The organism is Ruegeria sp. BK1 (assembly GCF_056535645.1).
The window spans coordinates 111,476-128,099 of the sequence record NZ_JBQFIS010000001.1; the positions used below are offsets into that span (position 1 = coordinate 111,476).

General features: G+C 58.8%; 14 protein-coding genes. 13 read left to right on the plus strand and 1 reads right to left on the minus strand.

Annotated elements, in window-relative coordinates:
• The first annotated feature begins 96 nt into the window (after positions 1 to 96).
• The 9 genes from ACR3E7_RS00565 (at position 97) to ACR3E7_RS00605 (ending at position 10,953) form a co-directional block, all read left to right on the plus strand.
• On the plus strand, positions 97 to 1,662 hold the full coding sequence (locus tag ACR3E7_RS00565) for an arylsulfatase (RefSeq protein ID WP_480505595.1): 1,566 nt from the start codon (positions 97 to 99) through the stop codon (positions 1,660 to 1,662).
• A 71-nt stretch (positions 1,663 to 1,733) separates the two neighbouring features.
• Positions 1,734 to 2,705, plus strand: a complete 972-nt coding sequence (locus tag ACR3E7_RS00570; protein ID WP_480505597.1) for an HAD family hydrolase — start codon at positions 1,734 to 1,736, stop codon at positions 2,703 to 2,705.
• Positions 2,693 to 3,691 (plus strand): AAA family ATPase, encoded by a 999-nt coding sequence (locus tag ACR3E7_RS00575; protein WP_480505599.1) that lies wholly within the window; start codon positions 2,693 to 2,695, stop codon positions 3,689 to 3,691. Before ACR3E7_RS00570 ends, ACR3E7_RS00575 begins: the two co-directional genes overlap by 13 nt.
• A gap of 10 nt (positions 3,692 to 3,701) precedes the next feature.
• A complete protein-coding gene (locus tag ACR3E7_RS00580) occupies positions 3,702 to 4,676 on the plus strand; it encodes a DUF58 domain-containing protein (protein ID WP_480505601.1) in 975 nt (324 codons plus the stop codon).
• Positions 4,673 to 5,152, plus strand: coding sequence for a DUF4381 domain-containing protein (locus tag ACR3E7_RS00585; protein ID WP_170787217.1), 480 nt, complete (start codon positions 4,673 to 4,675; stop codon positions 5,150 to 5,152). The genes ACR3E7_RS00580 and ACR3E7_RS00585 overlap by 4 nt, the downstream gene beginning before the upstream one ends.
• Positions 5,149 to 6,135: a VWA domain-containing protein gene (locus ACR3E7_RS00590; RefSeq protein ID WP_480505603.1), complete on the plus strand. Its 987-nt coding sequence runs from the start codon at positions 5,149 to 5,151 to the stop codon at positions 6,133 to 6,135. The genes ACR3E7_RS00585 and ACR3E7_RS00590 overlap by 4 nt, the downstream gene beginning before the upstream one ends.
• On the plus strand, positions 6,132 to 7,661 hold the full coding sequence (locus ACR3E7_RS00595) for a VWA domain-containing protein (RefSeq protein WP_480505605.1): 1,530 nt from the start codon (positions 6,132 to 6,134) through the stop codon (positions 7,659 to 7,661). Before ACR3E7_RS00590 ends, ACR3E7_RS00595 begins: the two co-directional genes overlap by 4 nt.
• Complete coding sequence (locus tag ACR3E7_RS00600) at positions 7,658 to 8,986, plus strand: hypothetical protein (protein ID WP_480505606.1); 1,329 nt, start codon at positions 7,658 to 7,660, stop codon at positions 8,984 to 8,986. Before ACR3E7_RS00595 ends, ACR3E7_RS00600 begins: the two co-directional genes overlap by 4 nt.
• Before the next feature lie 17 nt (positions 8,987 to 9,003).
• Complete coding sequence (locus ACR3E7_RS00605) at positions 9,004 to 10,953, plus strand: multiheme c-type cytochrome (protein WP_480505608.1); 1,950 nt, start codon at positions 9,004 to 9,006, stop codon at positions 10,951 to 10,953.
• A gap of 169 nt (positions 10,954 to 11,122) precedes the next feature.
• Here ACR3E7_RS00605 and ACR3E7_RS00610 read toward each other — a convergent pair whose 3' ends face one another.
• Entirely contained in the window at positions 11,123 to 12,103 is a 981-nt protein-coding gene (locus ACR3E7_RS00610; protein ID WP_480505610.1) for a helix-turn-helix domain-containing protein, read from the minus strand.
• A 307-nt stretch (positions 12,104 to 12,410) separates the two neighbouring features.
• Between ACR3E7_RS00610 and ACR3E7_RS00615 the strand changes: the two genes are divergently transcribed.
• The 4 genes from ACR3E7_RS00615 to ACR3E7_RS00630 all read left to right on the plus strand — a co-directional run bounded on the left by ACR3E7_RS00615 (position 12,411) and on the right by ACR3E7_RS00630 (position 16,533).
• Positions 12,411 to 14,027: a sulfatase-like hydrolase/transferase gene (locus tag ACR3E7_RS00615; RefSeq protein WP_480505612.1), complete on the plus strand. Its 1,617-nt coding sequence runs from the start codon at positions 12,411 to 12,413 to the stop codon at positions 14,025 to 14,027.
• A gap of 72 nt (positions 14,028 to 14,099) precedes the next feature.
• Positions 14,100 to 14,852 (plus strand): porin family protein, encoded by a 753-nt coding sequence (locus ACR3E7_RS00620; protein WP_480505614.1) that lies wholly within the window; start codon positions 14,100 to 14,102, stop codon positions 14,850 to 14,852.
• Positions 14,853 to 14,940: 88 nt separating this feature from the next.
• Positions 14,941 to 15,801, plus strand: coding sequence for a tyrosine-protein phosphatase (locus tag ACR3E7_RS00625; protein WP_480505615.1), 861 nt, complete (start codon positions 14,941 to 14,943; stop codon positions 15,799 to 15,801).
• 57 nt (positions 15,802 to 15,858) lie between these two features.
• On the plus strand, positions 15,859 to 16,533 hold the full coding sequence (locus ACR3E7_RS00630; RefSeq protein ID WP_480505617.1) for a lipid-binding SYLF domain-containing protein: 675 nt from the start codon (positions 15,859 to 15,861) through the stop codon (positions 16,531 to 16,533).
• Positions 16,534 to 16,624: the final 91 nt, after the last annotated feature.

Consider the following 16,624-nt stretch of genomic DNA (forward strand, 5'->3'; position numbering starts at 1 on the left):
CGAGGCGTCTTGGGCAGCCGGGGGGCGTGACATCGTATCCATGTCCACAAGCCGAAGGCACTACCCCCGGTTATTTCGAGTTCAGGGAGACAAACATTGCTTTTATTCCGACAATTAGTCAAACGGGCCGCCCGTCCGCTCAGCGGTGGGGTTCTGGCGCTGGCCGCTCTGGGCGCGCCGGTGTTGGCCCAGGGCGCGAACGACACGCCGAATTTCCTGGTCATCTGGGGCGACGATATCGGGTATTGGAACATCAGCGCCTATAATCAGGGCATGATGGGGTATGAAACCCCCAATATCGACCGGATTGCCAATGAAGGGATGTTGTTCACGCACAGCTACGGGGAACAGTCCTGTACCGCAGGGCGTGCGGCCTTCGTCACGGGTCAGTCAGGGTTTCGCACAGGTCTGCTGAAAGTGGGTCTGCCGGGGGCCAAGGAAGGCATGTCGCCGAAAGATCCCAGCATTGCCGAATACATGCGCTCCAAGGGGTATATGACCGGGCAATATGGCAAGAACCATCTGGGTGATCTGGACGAACACCTGCCCACCAACCACGGATTTGATGAGTTCTTCGGCAACCTCTATCACCTGAACGCCGAAGAAGAGCCTGAAAACGAGGATTATCCCAAAGATCCGGCCTTCCGCGAACAGTTCGGCCCGCGCGGTGTGATCCGGTCATCAGCGGACGGTTCGGTCGAGGATACCGGCCCGCTGACCCGCAAACGGATGGAGACCATAGATGAGGAAGTCACAGCCGGGGCACTGGACTTCATGCAGCGCGCCCATGATCAGGGTAAGCCGTTCTTCCTGTGGTACAACACCACGCGGATGCATATCCACACGCATCTCAAGGAAGAAAGTCAGGGCGTGACCGGGCTGGGCGTCTATCCTGATGGCATGGTCGAACATGACGGCATGGTCGGCCAGATGCTGGACAAGCTGGACGAGCTGGGCATCGCCGACAACACCGTCGTGATGTATTCCACCGATAACGGGGCCGAGGTGTTCTCGTGGCCCGATGGCGGCACCACGCCGTTCCGGGGTGAAAAGAACGACAACTGGGAAGGCGGCTATCGCGTTCCGATGATGATCAAATGGCCCGGCGTGATCGAACCCGGCCGCAAATCCAATCAGGTCATCAGCCATCTGGACTGGTTCCCCACCTTCATGTCCGCCCTTGGCGATCCCGACATGAAGGAACGGATGCTGACCGAAGCTCCCTTTGGCGAGGAAAACGAGCCCGTCCATCTGGATGGTTATGACTTCATGCCCTATTTCCGAGGGGAAACTGAGGTCGGCCCGCGGCGCGAGTTCATCTATTTCTCGGATGGCGGCGATCTGGTGAACCTGCGCTATAACCGCTGGAAAGTGGTCTTTGCCGAACAGCGCGCCCATGGGTTCGACGTCTGGCAGGAACCGCTGACCTTCTTGCGTCTGCCCAAGATCATCGACCTGTATTCCGACCCGTTCGAACGGGCGCAGGACGAATCCATCGGCTATTCCCGCTGGCGTCTGGACCGCACCTATCTGCTCGTACCCGCGCAGGCCATTGTGGCGCAGTTCCTTGGCACGTTCCAGGACTACCCGCCACGTCAGGAACCGGCCAGCTTCTCAATTGATCAGGTCCTGAGAAGCCTGCAAACAGCCGGCAGTCAGTAACGGCCTAGACCGGACAAAACTTCATGGCGCGGAGCGATGCCGCGCCATTTTCGCACCAAAAGAGATTTCTCATGAAACGCTATGTTTTTGCCGTGGCTGCCTTGCCGTTTGGTTCTTTTCCCGCGCTGGCCGATCCGCTGGCGTCCTGGAACGACACCGCCACAAAAGCCGCCATTATCGACTTTGTCGAACGGGTGAGCGATCCGAACTCTTCCGATTTCGTCCCCGAAGAGGCCCGCATTGCGACCTTTGACAATGACGGCACGCTGTGGGGTGAACAGCCGGTTTATTTTCAGCTTATCTACGCACTCGACCGCCTGAAGGAAAAGGCTGAGGCGGACCCGTCGATCCTGACCTCGGATGTCCTAAAGGCTGCCGCTGCAGGCGATATGGCCGCCGTCGCCGACGGGGGAGAGGCTGGTTTAATGGAAATCCTGAACGTCTCGCATTCGGATGTATCCGTCGATGCGTTTCAGGCCGATGTCGCAGACTGGATCGCCACTGCCCGACACCCGGACACGAACCGGCCATACAACGAGATGATCTATGCGCCCATGCTGGAACTGCTGGATTACCTCGAGGCCGAAGGGTTTCAGACGTGGATCGTGTCGGGTGGCGGCATCCACTTCATGCGCGCCTTTGCCAGCGAAACCTACGGAATCCCGATCAACCGGATCGTAGGCTCGGTCACGCCGACCAGCTATGAGGTAGTAGAAGGTGTGCCCAAAATTATCAAGGGCCCCGGAATTGCTTTTGTGGATGACAAGGAAGGCAAGCCTGTTGGGATCGACTCGCATATCGGGCAGCGTCCGATCTTTGTGGGTGGCAACTCGGACGGTGATTTCCAAATGCTGGAATATGCCACCGCTGGCGACAGACCTGCCCTAGGCGTGATCGTTCATCACACCGATGCCGACCGCGAATACGCCTACGACCGCGACAGCCACATCGGTAGGCTGGTCCGCGGATTGGATGAGGCCGACGCACGTGGATGGGTGATCATCGACATGAAAGAGGATTGGGCGAAGGTATGGCCGGAATGAGCGACACTCCCAACCCCCGCGCGCATATCGACGCCCTGCGCGAACGCATGGGTCAGGCCATAATTGGTCAGCGCGACGTCATCGAGCGCCTGTTGATTGGTTTGCTGGCCAATGGCAATCTGCTGGTCGAAGGTTTGCCGGGGCTTGCCAAGACCCGCGCGATCAAGGCGATGGCGAAGAACCTGGAAAGCGATTTCAGTCGCATCCAGTTCACACCCGATCTGTTGCCCTCGGACGTGACTGGCACGGATGTCTACTACCAGACCGAAAAGGGCGGCGAATTCCGGTTCGAGGCCGGGCCTATCTTTGCCAATATCGTGCTGGCCGACGAGATCAACCGTGCCCCTGCCAAGGTGCAGGCCGCCTTGCTTGAGGCAATGGAGGAACGGCAAGTCACGGTGGGCGGGACCACGCACAAGATGGCCCCATTGTTCATGGTCATGGCGACCCAGAACCCGGTGGAGCAGGAAGGCACCTATGCCCTGCCTGAGGCGCAATTGGACCGGTTTTTGATGCATGTGCTCATCACTTACCCTCCGGTCGAGGATGAGGTTGAGGTCGTGCGGCTGGTCCGCGCAGAAGAGATCGCCGCCCAGAGCAAAGCAAAAGGCGAAAAACCCGCCCCAATCCCGCAACAGGCGATCTTTGACGCCCGGTCCCAGATCGGCGGAATCCATGTCTCGGACGCTATCGACCGCTATTTCGCCGATCTGGTGCAGGCTACCCGCACGCCCGAGGCCTATAGCGACGATCTGCGCCGCTGGATCGAGGTGGGCGCTAGCCCGCGCGCTTCGATCGCGCTGGATAAATGCAGCCGCACCCATGCCTGGCTAAACGGGCGCGACTATGTCGACCCTGAGGATGTCCGCGCCATTTCCCCCGATGTGCTGCGGCACCGGTTGGGGTTGAGCTATGAGGCCCATGGCGAAGGCATCAGCGCAGATCAAGTGATCGCCGAAATCCTGATGCAGGTCGCCCTGCCGTGAGGCGTAGATGATGAACCGAAACGCCTCCCTTCGGCTGGGGCGCGTCAAGCCCCCGCCCGCCGCAACCGATGACCCGCGCGTGCGGGTTGATATCGCGCATTTGCGGGCGCTTGAGACACGTGCCAAGGCGCTGCGGTTTTTACCGCGCCAGCCTGTGCACTCGGTGCTGAATGGCCGCCATGCCTCGCGTCTGCGCGGGCGTGGGCTGAATTTCGAAGAGCTGCGCGGATACCTGCCTGGAGACGATATCCGCGTGATTGACTGGAAAGTAACCGCCCGCGCCGGTGAGCCCTATATCCGGGTCATGACCGAGGAACGCGACCGCCCGACACTGATCGTGGTGGATCAGCGCATGTCGATGTTCTTTGGCTCGGTCCTGAACATGAAATCGATCACTGCGGCCGAGGCGGCGGCCCTGTCCGCCTACCGGATTTTCGATCAGGGCGACCGTGTGGGCGGTATCGTCTTCACCGACGACAAAATCGCCGAGATTAAGCCGGCGCGCAGTCGGGCCACGCTGTCGCGCTTTGTCGCCATTCTGGCTGAGGCAAATGCACAACTGCACGCCGAGGCCCCTAAAACCAATCCAATCCGCCTGACCGATGTGTTGCGCGCTGTTGCCCGGATCGCCCCCCGCGATCATCTGATTGTGGTGCTTAGTGATTTCGATGTGATTGATGCAGAAACCGAACGGTTGGTCTCAGGCCTGTCACGGCGCAACGACCTGATCTTGGGACTGATTACGGATCCCTTCGCCAAGGACCTGCCTCGCGATCTGTCACTGATCATCTCGGACGGAGCGTTGCAGGCTGAAATCAAAACATCCGACTCAATACAACATGCGGCGCTGAGAGAATTCGCCAGCGCCCGCGTGGCGCAGGTTCTGGATTGGCAGCGCAGGTTCGGCGTGCCCGTTCTGCCGCTGACAGCGGCCGAGGAAACCCTGCCGCAGATCCGGCATCTGATGGGGCTGGGACCGAAATGAACGAAACGGAAATCCCCACCGGCACTTCGCTGGTCGACCTGCTGGATCAACTGGTTGTGCCAGATCCGCCGCCGCCCGTGTCGATGATGCCGCAAACGGTCGGCTGGGCCGTTGTGGGCGCGCTTCTAGCAGCGATGGCGGTACTTGTGCTGTGGCGCATGATTACCCGGTACCGCGTCAACGCCTATCGCCGCGCAGCGCTGGCAGAGCTGGCGCAGGCCGCGGATGACCCCGCGCAGGTCGCCGAAATCCTGCGTCGCACGGCGCTGGTGGCATATGACCGGCGCTTGGTAGCCGGATTACAGGGAATGGACTGGATCGCCTTTCTGGAACGCACCGAGGGTGCATCGTGGAATGACGCTCTGCGCCCGCTTTTGCTTGATGCACCCTATCACGGCAACACCGGAGCCTCGCCGGATCTGACCGCGCGCGTCGCCCGCTGGATCAAGGCACATAAGCGCGAGGTGGCCTCATGATCCAACTGGCGTTTCCATGGGCTATTCTGCTTCTGCCACTGCCCTGGTTGATCTGGCGTTTCGCGCCACCGCACAGAGAACGCGTGACGGCGCTGCGGGTGCCCTTCTTCCGTCAGGTCTCGCATGCGCTGGGGCAGGAACCACGCACCGGATCTGTGGTGTTGGCCCGAACGCGGATACAGATGATCACGGCAGCGTTCTGCTGGGGGTTGATCGTGATCGCACTGGCCGGGCCAGAACGGGTCGGTCGCCCCATCGAGATCGAAAAATCAGCCCGCGACATGATCCTTGCCATCGACGTGTCTGGCTCGATGGACACTGTGGATTTCACGGATGCACAAGGCGAGAAACGGCAGCGTTTCTCGGCTGTTCAGGATGTTGTACGCGCTTTTGTGCAGGGGCGAGAGGGCGACCGGGTGGCGCTGATCGTATTTGGGTCCAAGGCGTATTTGCAGGCGCCGCTGACCGAGGATTTGCAGACGATCACCGATCTTTTGGACCGCACGCAGGTTGGCATGGCCGGACCCCAAACGGCGCTTGGCGATGCTATCGGGCTGGCGATCCATACCTTCGAAGCCAGTGAGATTGACGAACGCGTCTTGATCCTGCTGTCCGACGGCAGCGACACCTCCAGCCGGATGGACCCGGTGAACGCAGCCGAGATTGCCAAAGACAACCGCGTGACCCTCATGACCATCGGCGTTGGCGATCCCGAAGCTTCGGGCGAGGACAAGGTGGATGTCAAAACGCTTGAAGACATCGCTCGCCGCACCGGTGGTCAGTACTTCTTTGCCGCCGACCAGTCCGCCCTGACCGCCATCTATGCCCGAATCGACGAACAAAGCCCGCGTCAGGTCGAAACCCTGTCCTATCGCCCGCGCCGGTCTTTGGCGTGGATACCACTGGGGTTGGCTGCGCTGCTGGGTTGCGCCGCGATGGGATGGTTGTCGTTGGGCCACCGTAGTGGGAGGGCGCAGGCATGAGCGATCTGCTACTGGCCATGTCGGTGTTCCATTTCCTACGGCCGCTCTGGCTGCTGCTGGTGCCAGTGATCGTCGGATTATGGTGGCTCACCCGACGACGTCGGTCCGGGCGTAACACCCTGTCTCAGGGCATCGCACCGCATCTGCAAGCTGCGATGGAAGTCGGACGCAATCAGGCGCACCGCATTCGGCCCATAGATGGGGTTGCGCTGACTTTGTTGTTGCTCGCCGCGGCGGCTGCAGGACCGACTTGGTCACGGCAACCCAACCCTCTGGTGGCGCAATCCGCGCCGGTGGCAGTGGTTCTGAAAGTCACCAAATCGATGGACGCCATCGATATTGCACCCAGCCGTCTGGAACGCGGCAAGCAAAAGATCCGCGATTTTCTAGACCTGAGGGCAGGGGGGCGATCGGGATTGGTGGCCTATGCAGGCAGCGCGCATGTGGTGGTTCCAATGACCGAGGATGCCTCGATCATCCTGCCTTATCTCGAAGGGCTTTCGCCAGACGTGATGCCCAAGGAGGGCGCGGATTTTGCACAAGCCCTGAGCCGCGCTCAAGCCCTGATCGAGGACGAAGGCGGTGGTGCGTTGTTGCTGGTTGCCGATGGTCTTGATCCGGCGGATGTGAGTGCGGTCGAAACCGCCCCGATGCCGGTTGCGGTTCTGTCCATGCTGCCCGAAGGCACGCGCGACCGAGGGCTTGATGCGCTCGGCAATCGGGTGATCGCTGTGCAGCCCGATGGCAGCGATATCCGGCGTCTGGACCGGACGCTGAATGCCTCATACCGGCAAAGTCTGCTGGAAAACTCTGATGACCCATGGCTGGATCGTGGGCCGCTGCTGGCGTGGCCTGCGGCACTGTTGCTGCTTTTGTGGTTTCGGCGGGGCTGGACTATGCATTGGGGTGCCGCGGTCTTTGCACTTATGCTGATGGCGCCCGGGCAGGCGCGCGCCGACGGCCTGGCTGACTGGTTCTGGACGCCTGACCAGCAGGGGCAGCGTGCCTATGATCGCAAGGATTATACGCGCGCCTCTGAACTGTTCGGTGACCCGCTGTGGCGCGGATGGGCCATGTACCGGGCGGGCCGCTATGCCGAAGCCGTGCAGGTGCTGGACCGTGTGGATACCGCACAGGCTGCCATGATCCAGGGTCTGTCAAACATCCGAAATCGGGCTTACCGTGACGGGGTTCGGTCGTTCGAAACCGCTCTGACGCGCGACCCGGACTATCCGGGTGCTGCTGAAAATCTGGAGATCGCAAAACAGATCGTCGCGTATGTCGAAGCCGCGCAAGAGGCGCAGGATACGCAGGACCAGACCGAGCTGCGCGCCGATGACGTGACCTATGACAACGAGGAAAACAAAGGTCAGGAGCTTCAGGTCGACCTGCCGCAAGAGGACGCCGCTGTCGGGCTGCAGAGCGCCGAACAATGGATGAACTCTGTTGATACCGAGACTGGGGATTTCCTGAAAAGTCGCTTCTTGCTGGAAGCGACGCAGGCGGCTACGGAGGGCGAGCAATGAAACTCTGGCCTGTCTTAGCAGCTCTTTGCACATCAATTGTACCCGATGTCGCGGCGGCGCAAGACCCGTTTCCAGGTTTCAAATCCAACGCCGAGATCAAGGCCGAAGAAGACGCCCGCGACGGCAGTGAAGCCGCCACGCCAACCGAGCCCGTCGCGCGGGTCGAAATGTCGGCCATGGACGTCGTGCCCGGTCAGGCGCTGGATATGCGGGTGACCGTTTTGGTGCCGACCTACATGCCCAGCCCTCCGGTGTTTCCGACCTTTGATCAGCCGAACCTGATGATCTCGTTGCCTGAAGGCGGGTCGGGCCCCGTGACTGAGCGTGTGGGCGCCAGCAACTGGTCGGGTGTTAGCAGACGCTACAAGGTGACGCCGATGGTGGCGGGAAATTTTGGGATTCCGTCGCTGGAGATCACGGTTACATGGGCCGACCCCGAGACCAACGCGCCTGTTGAAACGACGCTCTCCCTGGCTGCACAGAGCTTCACCGCCACGGTGCCGGACGGGTCCGAGTCGCTTGACCCTTTCATCGCCGCTGAAACGCTGAGCCTGACGCAAACCGTCGAGGGATCAGCCGAGGCTCTGGAACCCGGCGATACTCTGACCCGCAATATCACTGCTGAAATTACGGGAAGCAGCGCTATTCTGCTGCCCGCGCTTGCGCCCACGGGCGCTTTGCCCGGTTTGGCGGCCTATCCTGACAGCCCGACGGTGCAGGACCGGGAGAATCGGGGAAAGACCGTCGGTACTCGCTCAGAACGCACGGTTTATTTGGCGGAAAGCGGCGCTCAAAGCAGCCTGCCTGTCATCAAGCTGCGTTGGTTCAACACAAACACGGGACAGATCGAGACCACGTCGGTCGAGGCCATCCCCTATAACGTCGATGGCCCGATCCTGCCGCGCGTGGCCGATGCCGACCGGGCGACTCTGATCTATATGGGTTTCGCCGTGCTTCTGGGAACGCTGGCTGCCATCGGGTTGATCCGCCACAGAGCCCGCAAGCGCGACACGTCCCCACCACCCCCGACCGAGGCCAGCCTGTTCCGCGACCTGATGCACACCGTCAAGGCACGGGATCTTCACACCCTCTATGGCGCATTGGACCGATGGGCGGCGATGACACAGGGTGCCGACCCGCGTCGACACACAGACGTCCAGCTTGCCCTGACCAATATCGGTGCCGCCGCCTATGGCCCGCAAGACAGCGAGCCGGGGGCAGCCTGGGCTGCGCTTGCAAGGGCCTTGTCCGCCGCCCGGCACTCGGGCACTCTGACCCGCGCGGCACAGCCTTTGCCCGCGCTGAATCCCACGGGCTCTGCCTGACCGACCGAAGGACTCTGATGCGCCTGCTCATTTCTGCCCTGTTCATCCTTACTGGCCCTGCTGTGCCGGCTATCGCCCAAAGCGCAGATTATGTCGGCTCGGACGCCTGCACCGAATGCCACCGCGCCGAGGCTGATGCCTGGAAAGGCTCGCACCACGCGGGGGCCTGGACTGAGGCCGTACACGACAACATCCGCGCGGATTTCGACGGGACAACTTTCACGTTGGGCGACATGACCGCGCGGTTTCGTATTGAAGCAGACGGCACCCACCACGTTACGGTGACTGAGCGCGACGGTGTGCCAACCGACTACCCGGTGCATTCAGTTGTCGGTGTCGAACCTCTGCAGCAATACTTGCTGGAAACCGAGCCCGGCCGGTTGCAGAGCTTCGACGTGGTCTGGGATACGGAAAAGTCCGAATGGTTCCACCTTTACCCGGATCAGAACGTGCCACCCTCGGACGCACTGCACTGGACGGGGCCGTACAAAAGCTGGAACGCGCGCTGTGGTGTCTGCCATGCCACCGGGTACGACACCGGATACGACCCGGCCTCGGATACATATCAGACCACTCAGGCCGAGATTGGCGTCGGCTGTGAGGCCTGCCATGGCCCCGGTCGTGATCATGTGGGATGGGCCCAGGGCGCTGGCGAGCCCCCCTTGAACTTTGGATTCTCGGCTGACCTGTCGACACCGCAAGGGCTGATCCAACAATGCGCGGGATGTCATTCCCGACGCGAGGCGTTCTTTGACGGCAACCCTGAACCGGGCACCGCCTATCACGACGCCTACAACCTATCGCTGCTGCGGCCCGGCCTCTATTACCCCGATGGTCAGATCCGGGATGAGGTCTATGTATACGGGTCGTTCCTGCAATCGAAAATGCATGAAAAGGGCGTCACCTGTTCCAATTGCCACGATGCCCATAGCGCCGAAGTCATAGCTGATGGCAACGCCGTCTGCGCACAGTGTCATAACCCCGATGGCAACCCGCGCTTTCCCAGCCTGCCGCTGGCCGAATTCGACAGCCCCGCCCATCATCACCACCCGGAAGGCAGCGCCGGGGCGCAATGTAGGTCCTGTCACATGACAGAGCAGGTCTATATGGGCAATGACTGGCGGGCCGATCATTCCTTCCGCATCCCCCGCCCGGATCTGAGCGCCGAGACTGGCGCGCCGGATGCCTGCACCAGCTGCCACACCGATCAGACCCCGGACTGGGCCGCAGCACGGCTGCGCGACTGGTTCCCAGACAGTTCCAACCGCGGGCCGCATTTCGGGCAGGTATTGGCGCGGGCACAGATCAATCCCACATTGGCCTCGGACGATCTGGTGGACCTGGCCCTTAGTGCCCGCAGCCCGGCACTGATCCGGGCGACTGCCATCTGGCTGATCGGCCAGACCGGCGACCCCAAACAGATCGGGCGCATTTCGGATATGGTCAACGCGGCAGACCCCGTGATCCGATCTGCCGCTGTCGAAGCCATGCACAGCCTGCCCGGTCATGAGCGGGTACAGCGAGTGTTGCCCATGCTGGATGATCCCAGCCGCAATGTCCGGATCGCGGCGGCGCGTGGGCTCTATAATGCACCCATCGCGCATTTGCCTGACAAGATTGCGGCCGCGTTCCGTTCGGCGATAGGCGAGTGGCAAAGCGCGATGGCTGCGCGGCTGGACTTTCCCGAAACCCATTTGCAACTGGGTGGCTTTGCGTTGACCACCCGCAACCTTCCCGCCGCCGATCAGGCCTTTGCCCGCGCCGTTGAAATGGACCCCATGCTGGTCGACGCCTGGATCATGCGTATCCGCATCGCAGCGGTTTCCGGGCAGCAGGAAAAGGTCGAAGAACTCATCGCGGCTGCCAGTCGCGCCAATCCAGGCGACTTTGCTCTTGAAAGCCTGATCGCCCAACTGACCGGAACCGAGATGAACCTGTTGCCCCCACCCGCCGAGCCGGACGAATAAGTTGACAGGTTCAAAGCGCACAGAATTCCCCTGTTGGTGCTTGCCACCGGAAACATGTTCATGGTGTCCCTTTTAGGGCGTCGCGGGCTGGATGTCGGGTGGTGGGTATCGCCGGGCCCGTGTGTTCAAGCTCTAACCGCAAAATTTATGCCGAGGCGCTTGAAGACCGTCACGCACTGCGTCTCATCTGCGTCTCCGATGGCAATTCGCCAAAAAACAGCCGATAGTCTCGGGCGAATTGCCCCATGTGCCAAAACCCATGTTTGTTGGCTATATCGGCAATTGATTTCGCTCCAGCCCCGTTCAGTAGATCTTCGCGAACACCGTCCAATCGCAGTCGCATATAATATGCTTTTGGACCATACCCGAAGCGTTCGTTGAAAGCGCGGTTCAGGGTGCGCAATGACGCGCCGGTTGCTGCGCACAGGTCTTCGATGGAAACGGGCTCCAGCGCATTGTCGTTCATCATCTCCAAAGCCCGGTTAAGGGCGCGGCGTCTGGTTTGGGCTGAACTCTTGTCTTGATGAATTGCGCTGCTGGTCAGGATGGCTAACACTTTGATCATCAGAGCTTCTTCAACATCTTCGCTCCACGGCTTATCCGAGTGTTTCAACAGATTTGCGATTTCTCGTTCCAGCCAATCCATTCTGCGCGCATTAACATCGGAAATCTGTATTCGCAGCGCCGGGCCTTCGCTTGCGATAGAATATCCGCAACACTGAGCGAGATTCTGGAACCGCCGGGTGTTGAAAGAAACGACATTGCCAAAGAAACGTCCCGTAGACACGCCGTCGAAGCCATCTTTGTTTCCAAAAGTCAGAAAGGCGTCGTCGTCAAGCGCACATCCTTGCCAGGAGTCTATTGTACCTCTGCGGGAAATGCCGAATGTGCTCCACCCGTCGGGTGAGACGCCGCGTTGGTGAACCGCACCGCTGAGCGAGATGTTCAAAACAGAACATGCCGGGCTAGAGCGCACCGCGATTTGTGTGCACAAAGGGCCGGGGTCAAGCTGGCGAAAGTCCATTTCCCAGGGCGTCATCGCGGCAAGATCATTGGGATGCATCAGGTCAAGCATGATCGCAGAAGGGGCCGCTTCAGCGGCGCTGGCATCGAATTCCTGCGGATCTGGCCGATTTTTGATGTGGTCCATTTCAGCATCCTGACAGTTTACCGGTAAAGAAAACAAACTGGAGGGGGGCCAAGTCAAGTGTCGCGTCAAGCTTCCAAGTCGCGCATGGGCAGACCACGCTTGCCAAATGCCGACGCCCGTTCCAAAAGGGTTGTGACCTTTGTCACCCCGCCCGAGTACCGACGCCTAACAGAGCTGGCACATCAGTCCGATCAATCATTATCGGCCCAATGCCACGACCTTCTTGTGGCGGCGTTGCAAGACGTAACCACCAACTGGAGAGCCTGCAGTGACGATTAGTTTGAGATATATGGCGTTGGCCACAACCATGTTTACATTCCTAACCGGGGGGCAGGTTGTTGCGCAAAGCGACCCCATTGTACACGACGGCGAATTCAGCTTTTTGCGTGCTCAGTTTGGAGAGGAGTGGGACGCGCAGGATCTCGAGATCGACGCCAAACTTGCTGAAATTCGTGAGGCCAACGGGGGTAAGCCTCCGAATTTTTTGTATATTCTGATTGACGACATCAGCTTCGGCCAGATGGGCGAGCGAAAGATGAACTATGTGATGGGGATCGAGACACCCAATATCAACGGTTTTGCCCGCGAAGGCATGTCGCTGATGCGGATGTACACTGAACCGTCCTGCACACCGACACGTACAGCTATGTTGACCGGTCGGCATCCGATCCGGGCCGGGGTTGAAGAGGTCAAGGTCGCTCTGGTTGGTGAGGGTTTGCCTGCCAGCGAAGTGACGCTTCCCGAGATTCTGAAAGAGGTGGGGTATAACACATCTCACGTTGGCAAGTGGCATCAGGGCGATATCGAAGAGGCCTATCCCCACAATCAGGGTTTCGACTACGCAGCCTTTCCGCTGCACCAACAGGTGCAGCTAAGTCTGATGACCCGCGAGGCAATGCAGGCCAACAATATGTTGGGATACCATGCCTCGGGTCAGAACAACCAATTTTTGCTGGACGAGCGCTTTAAACCCTACGGCTTGGTGACAGGGGTTGAGGCCGAAGCAGGCGGGCCCGCGCGCGAGGTTGAAATGGCCCCGGGCGAAGAGTGGACACAGGCCAAATATGAAGAGATGAATGAGCGCTATCAGGTGCAAGCGATGGAGCAGCTTGAGCGCGTTGCGGCGCTGGATGAGCCATTCTTTCTGCAATACTGGCCTCTTTACCCGTTGAACTTTGTCTACCCAGATCAAGTCCTCTCGCGCAACGGCGGGTTTCATGCGGACAAGTTGCAGCTTTTGGACGAATGGATCGGAGACGTTCTGGCCAAGCTAGAGGAGACAGGTGAGGCCGACAATACCATCGTCATGATCATGGCCGACAATGGCCTGATGTATCACTACGAAGGAACCTCTGGCCTGAACCAATTGATCTATCGCGGCGGCAAAACTCAGCATCTGGAAGGCGGGGTGCGCACGGATGCGTTTATTCGCTGGCCCGGTGTGATCGAAGCTGACAGCGCTGCAGGGGACATTTTCCACGTCTCGGATATTTACACCACGATCGCGCGCATTGCCGGGGCGACAGAATTCATTCCGCGCGACCGAGTAATTGACGGGGTCGACCAAACAGCGTTGCTGCTGGAGGGTGAAGGTAATGGGCGGCGTGATTATGTTTACGTCTACGAAGGCCCCGTGCTGCGGTCGATCGTCAAACAGGAATTCAAGATGCATCTGCCTGCGCCGGGTGCTCCGGGGGCTGCTGCGCCGACCTACAATGTCTATAGGGACCCGCGCGAAGAACATCCGCTAGTTGGGTATTCTCTTTGGGCCGGCGCCTCGTTCCAGGACATGGTCAAGCGACATCAAAAGATGATGGCCAAATATCCCAACTCGGAAATTGGTAAAGACATTCCCTACGGCGGTATTGAGAACTTGCGTCCTGAAAGTGAGGAAACACGCGACGTGTTCATGAGCTGGCAATAAACCACTCAGCCGGGCGCAGAGCTTGCACCTCTGCGCCCCTCCGCACTTAGAAATTTCACAAAGGCCCTGAAAATGAACAGTACCTTTTTCGCCGGAAAGAGATGGCGCTTGTCTGCGATTGCCTGCGCGTTTTGGGCCGGATTTGCTCTGCCCGCGAAGGCAGATAACCCGACCTGGGATTTTACCGCCTACCTGTATCTCTGGGCGCCCGCATTAAGCGGTGAAACAACCACTGGGAACAGCATCGATGTAAGTTTCAGCGACATTCTGGACAATCTCGACTTCGGGTTGATGGGCGCTGTCGAAGCGCGACGCGCAAAGCTTTCGGTCTTTGTCGATGCCCTGTATCTCAACCTGAGCAACGATCAAAATAGTGCCGTCGGTCCGGGTATCCCTGCCTCTTCGGATGTCGATGTCGAAGGGACCGTATTTACGGGCTCGGTTGGATACGATTTGGTTGATGCGCCAGGCACCCTTTTCACAGTTTTAGGCGGGGTAAGAAGCCTGAACCTAGACAATACCGTTGACATCGAAGTCTCCGGCGGCTCGCAACGTGTGTCGGGTAAGATCAACAACTGGGACGTTGTGGTCGGTCTGCGTGGAACACGCCAGTTCAGTGATCGTTGGGGGATGTCCTACTATGCGGATATCGGTGCCGGAGAAAGTGACCTGACAACTCAGCTTAGCTTGGCTGCAAATTACAAGATCAACAATTGGGACCTGGTGCTGGGCTATCGGTATCTCGATTGGAACATCGGTAATTCGCAGGCGATTTCGGATTTGACCTTTGACGGTCCCTTCGTCGGCGCTCGGTTTGATTTCTAAGGTCGAAACGTGACCCAAACCTGAGGTTCACCAAACCCTTGACGGTCATTCCCATCATCACCCTAAGACCACCCGGAAGGAGAAACAAATGACCATTGTACGCGCGGCAATCGTAGCTCTCGCCTTATGCGGGTTGGGGGATGCTGAGCAAACGCAAGCCTCCGAGGATCGCGCCATCCCGATTGAAGGCGTGGCCAATACCAGGGACTTAGGCGGATTGCAGACCAAAGACGGGCGCAGCATTCGAACCGGGCAACTTATTCGTTCCGGTGAAATTGATCGTATGGGTGCCGACGGAATGGCTCTTGTCGAGGATCTGGGGGTTACTTCCATAGTGGATCTAAGAACCACGTTGGAATCGACCGCTGACCCTGTTTTGTGGCCGGATGGACAAGGGCCTGAACGCTACAATTTCCCGGTCATGGAACAAGAGGCTCAGATGATCGAAGACATGCGTGCAAGCATCAAGTCAGGGACGGCGACCGAGACGCAAACGGACACTCTCTTTTTCGAGGCCTTCGGATATATCGCCACTGACTACACAAAAGAATTTCGTGCTTTGTTTGACGTCCTGATCGAGCAACCGGAGGGGGAGGCTGTGCTGTATCACTGCTCGGGTGGAAAAGACAGAACCGGTGTTGCCACCGCCTTGGTGTTGAGCGCGTTGGGCGTCACACAAGAAGACATCGAGGCAGATTTCATGATGAGCAACGTTCTCAAGGATGCCCGCAACGCATCCGTGAAAATTGCTTATCAAGTGAACGCTGAACGCGGCACGAGCATGACCCCTGAAGCGGTCTGGCCCTCGTTGGGTGTTCGAATGGAGTATTTGAATAACTTCTATAGCAGTGTGAACGAGACTTACGGTTCGGTCGACAATTACCTGCATGAGGGCCTTGGGCTGACAGATCAGGATCTGGAAAAGCTGCGCAATAGATACTTGAACTAATCCGAAGTCAGCTGTGCTATCTGTGACAGCATGTGCTTTTTTGCCAAGTCACTTCGGATGAACATGGAGGATAAGATGTTGCGTTTCATATTTTTCGCCGCATTTTTGTTTGTTGGCATTTTAGGGTTTCCCACCGAGCAATCCGCATATGCGGAAAACCTTCTGGACAAGGTGACGAAAGGCGTTTCCGACGCGGCCAAAAAGGCAGGTGATGTCGCTGAAACTGCAAGCGAGGCTGTTTTGGACACGACCAGTGGTTTGACCGCGTCCGAAATCGACAATGGGGCAAGTGCCGCACTTGATCAATTGTACAGCAACTCATCCGAAGCCAGAGACTTGTCCGAAGAAGCGATAGCCATTTTGATTTTTCCGAAAGTCACTGCAGGTGGCTTGGTCGTCGGAGGTCAATTCGGTGAAGGCGCCATGCGAGAGAATGGGGTCACAACGGGCTACTACAATATTGCGGGTGCCTCATACGGGTTTCAGGCGGGTGTTCAGCAATTCTCATATGCAATGTTCTTCATGAACGACGCTGCCCTTGAATATTTTCGCAACAACAATGGCTGGGAGGCAGGCACCGGACCGACACTGGTTGGTGGTGATCAAGGCTGGTCTGCTTCCATGGGCACCAATGACCTTCAAGGAGATATCGTTCCAATAGTGTTCGGTCAGGAAGGTTTGATGGCGGGAACTAGTCTTAAGGGGACAAAGATCAGCAAGATCGATAAGTAAAGGCGGAGTTAAACCTTTGGGTTTGCAGCGGATGCTGGTTGTTCTACCGATCTCGGTCATCCCTTTTGTTCTTCGGCAAAAAAGTGTGCCC

Bases quoted from the DNA above. Each gene is read 5' to 3' on its own strand.
- ACR3E7_RS00590 (WP_480505603.1), top strand. From the start codon at position 5,149: ATGATCCAACTGGCGTTTCCATGGGCTATTCTGCTTCTGCCACTGCCC.
- ACR3E7_RS00580 (WP_480505601.1), top strand. From the start codon at position 3,702: ATGAACCGAAACGCCTCCCTTCGGCTGGGGCGCGTCAAGCCCCCGCCC.
- ACR3E7_RS00575 (WP_480505599.1), top strand. From the start codon at position 2,693: ATGGCCGGAATGAGCGACACTCCCAACCCCCGCGCGCATATCGACGCC.
- ACR3E7_RS00600 (WP_480505606.1), top strand. From the start codon at position 7,658: ATGAAACTCTGGCCTGTCTTAGCAGCTCTTTGCACATCAATTGTACCC.
- ACR3E7_RS00625 (WP_480505615.1), top strand. From the start codon at position 14,941: ATGACCATTGTACGCGCGGCAATCGTAGCTCTCGCCTTATGCGGGTTG.
- ACR3E7_RS00570 (WP_480505597.1), top strand. From the start codon at position 1,734: ATGAAACGCTATGTTTTTGCCGTGGCTGCCTTGCCGTTTGGTTCTTTT.
- ACR3E7_RS00595 (WP_480505605.1), top strand. From the start codon at position 6,132: ATGAGCGATCTGCTACTGGCCATGTCGGTGTTCCATTTCCTACGGCCG.
- ACR3E7_RS00610 (WP_480505610.1), bottom strand. From the start codon at position 12,103: ATGGACCACATCAAAAATCGGCCAGATCCGCAGGAATTCGATGCCAGC.
- ACR3E7_RS00605 (WP_480505608.1), top strand. From the start codon at position 9,004: ATGCGCCTGCTCATTTCTGCCCTGTTCATCCTTACTGGCCCTGCTGTG.
- ACR3E7_RS00615 (WP_480505612.1), top strand. From the start codon at position 12,411: ATGTTTACATTCCTAACCGGGGGGCAGGTTGTTGCGCAAAGCGACCCC.
- ACR3E7_RS00630 (WP_480505617.1), top strand. From the start codon at position 15,859: ATGAACATGGAGGATAAGATGTTGCGTTTCATATTTTTCGCCGCATTT.
- ACR3E7_RS00585 (WP_170787217.1), top strand. From the start codon at position 4,673: ATGAACGAAACGGAAATCCCCACCGGCACTTCGCTGGTCGACCTGCTG.
- ACR3E7_RS00620 (WP_480505614.1), top strand. From the start codon at position 14,100: ATGAACAGTACCTTTTTCGCCGGAAAGAGATGGCGCTTGTCTGCGATT.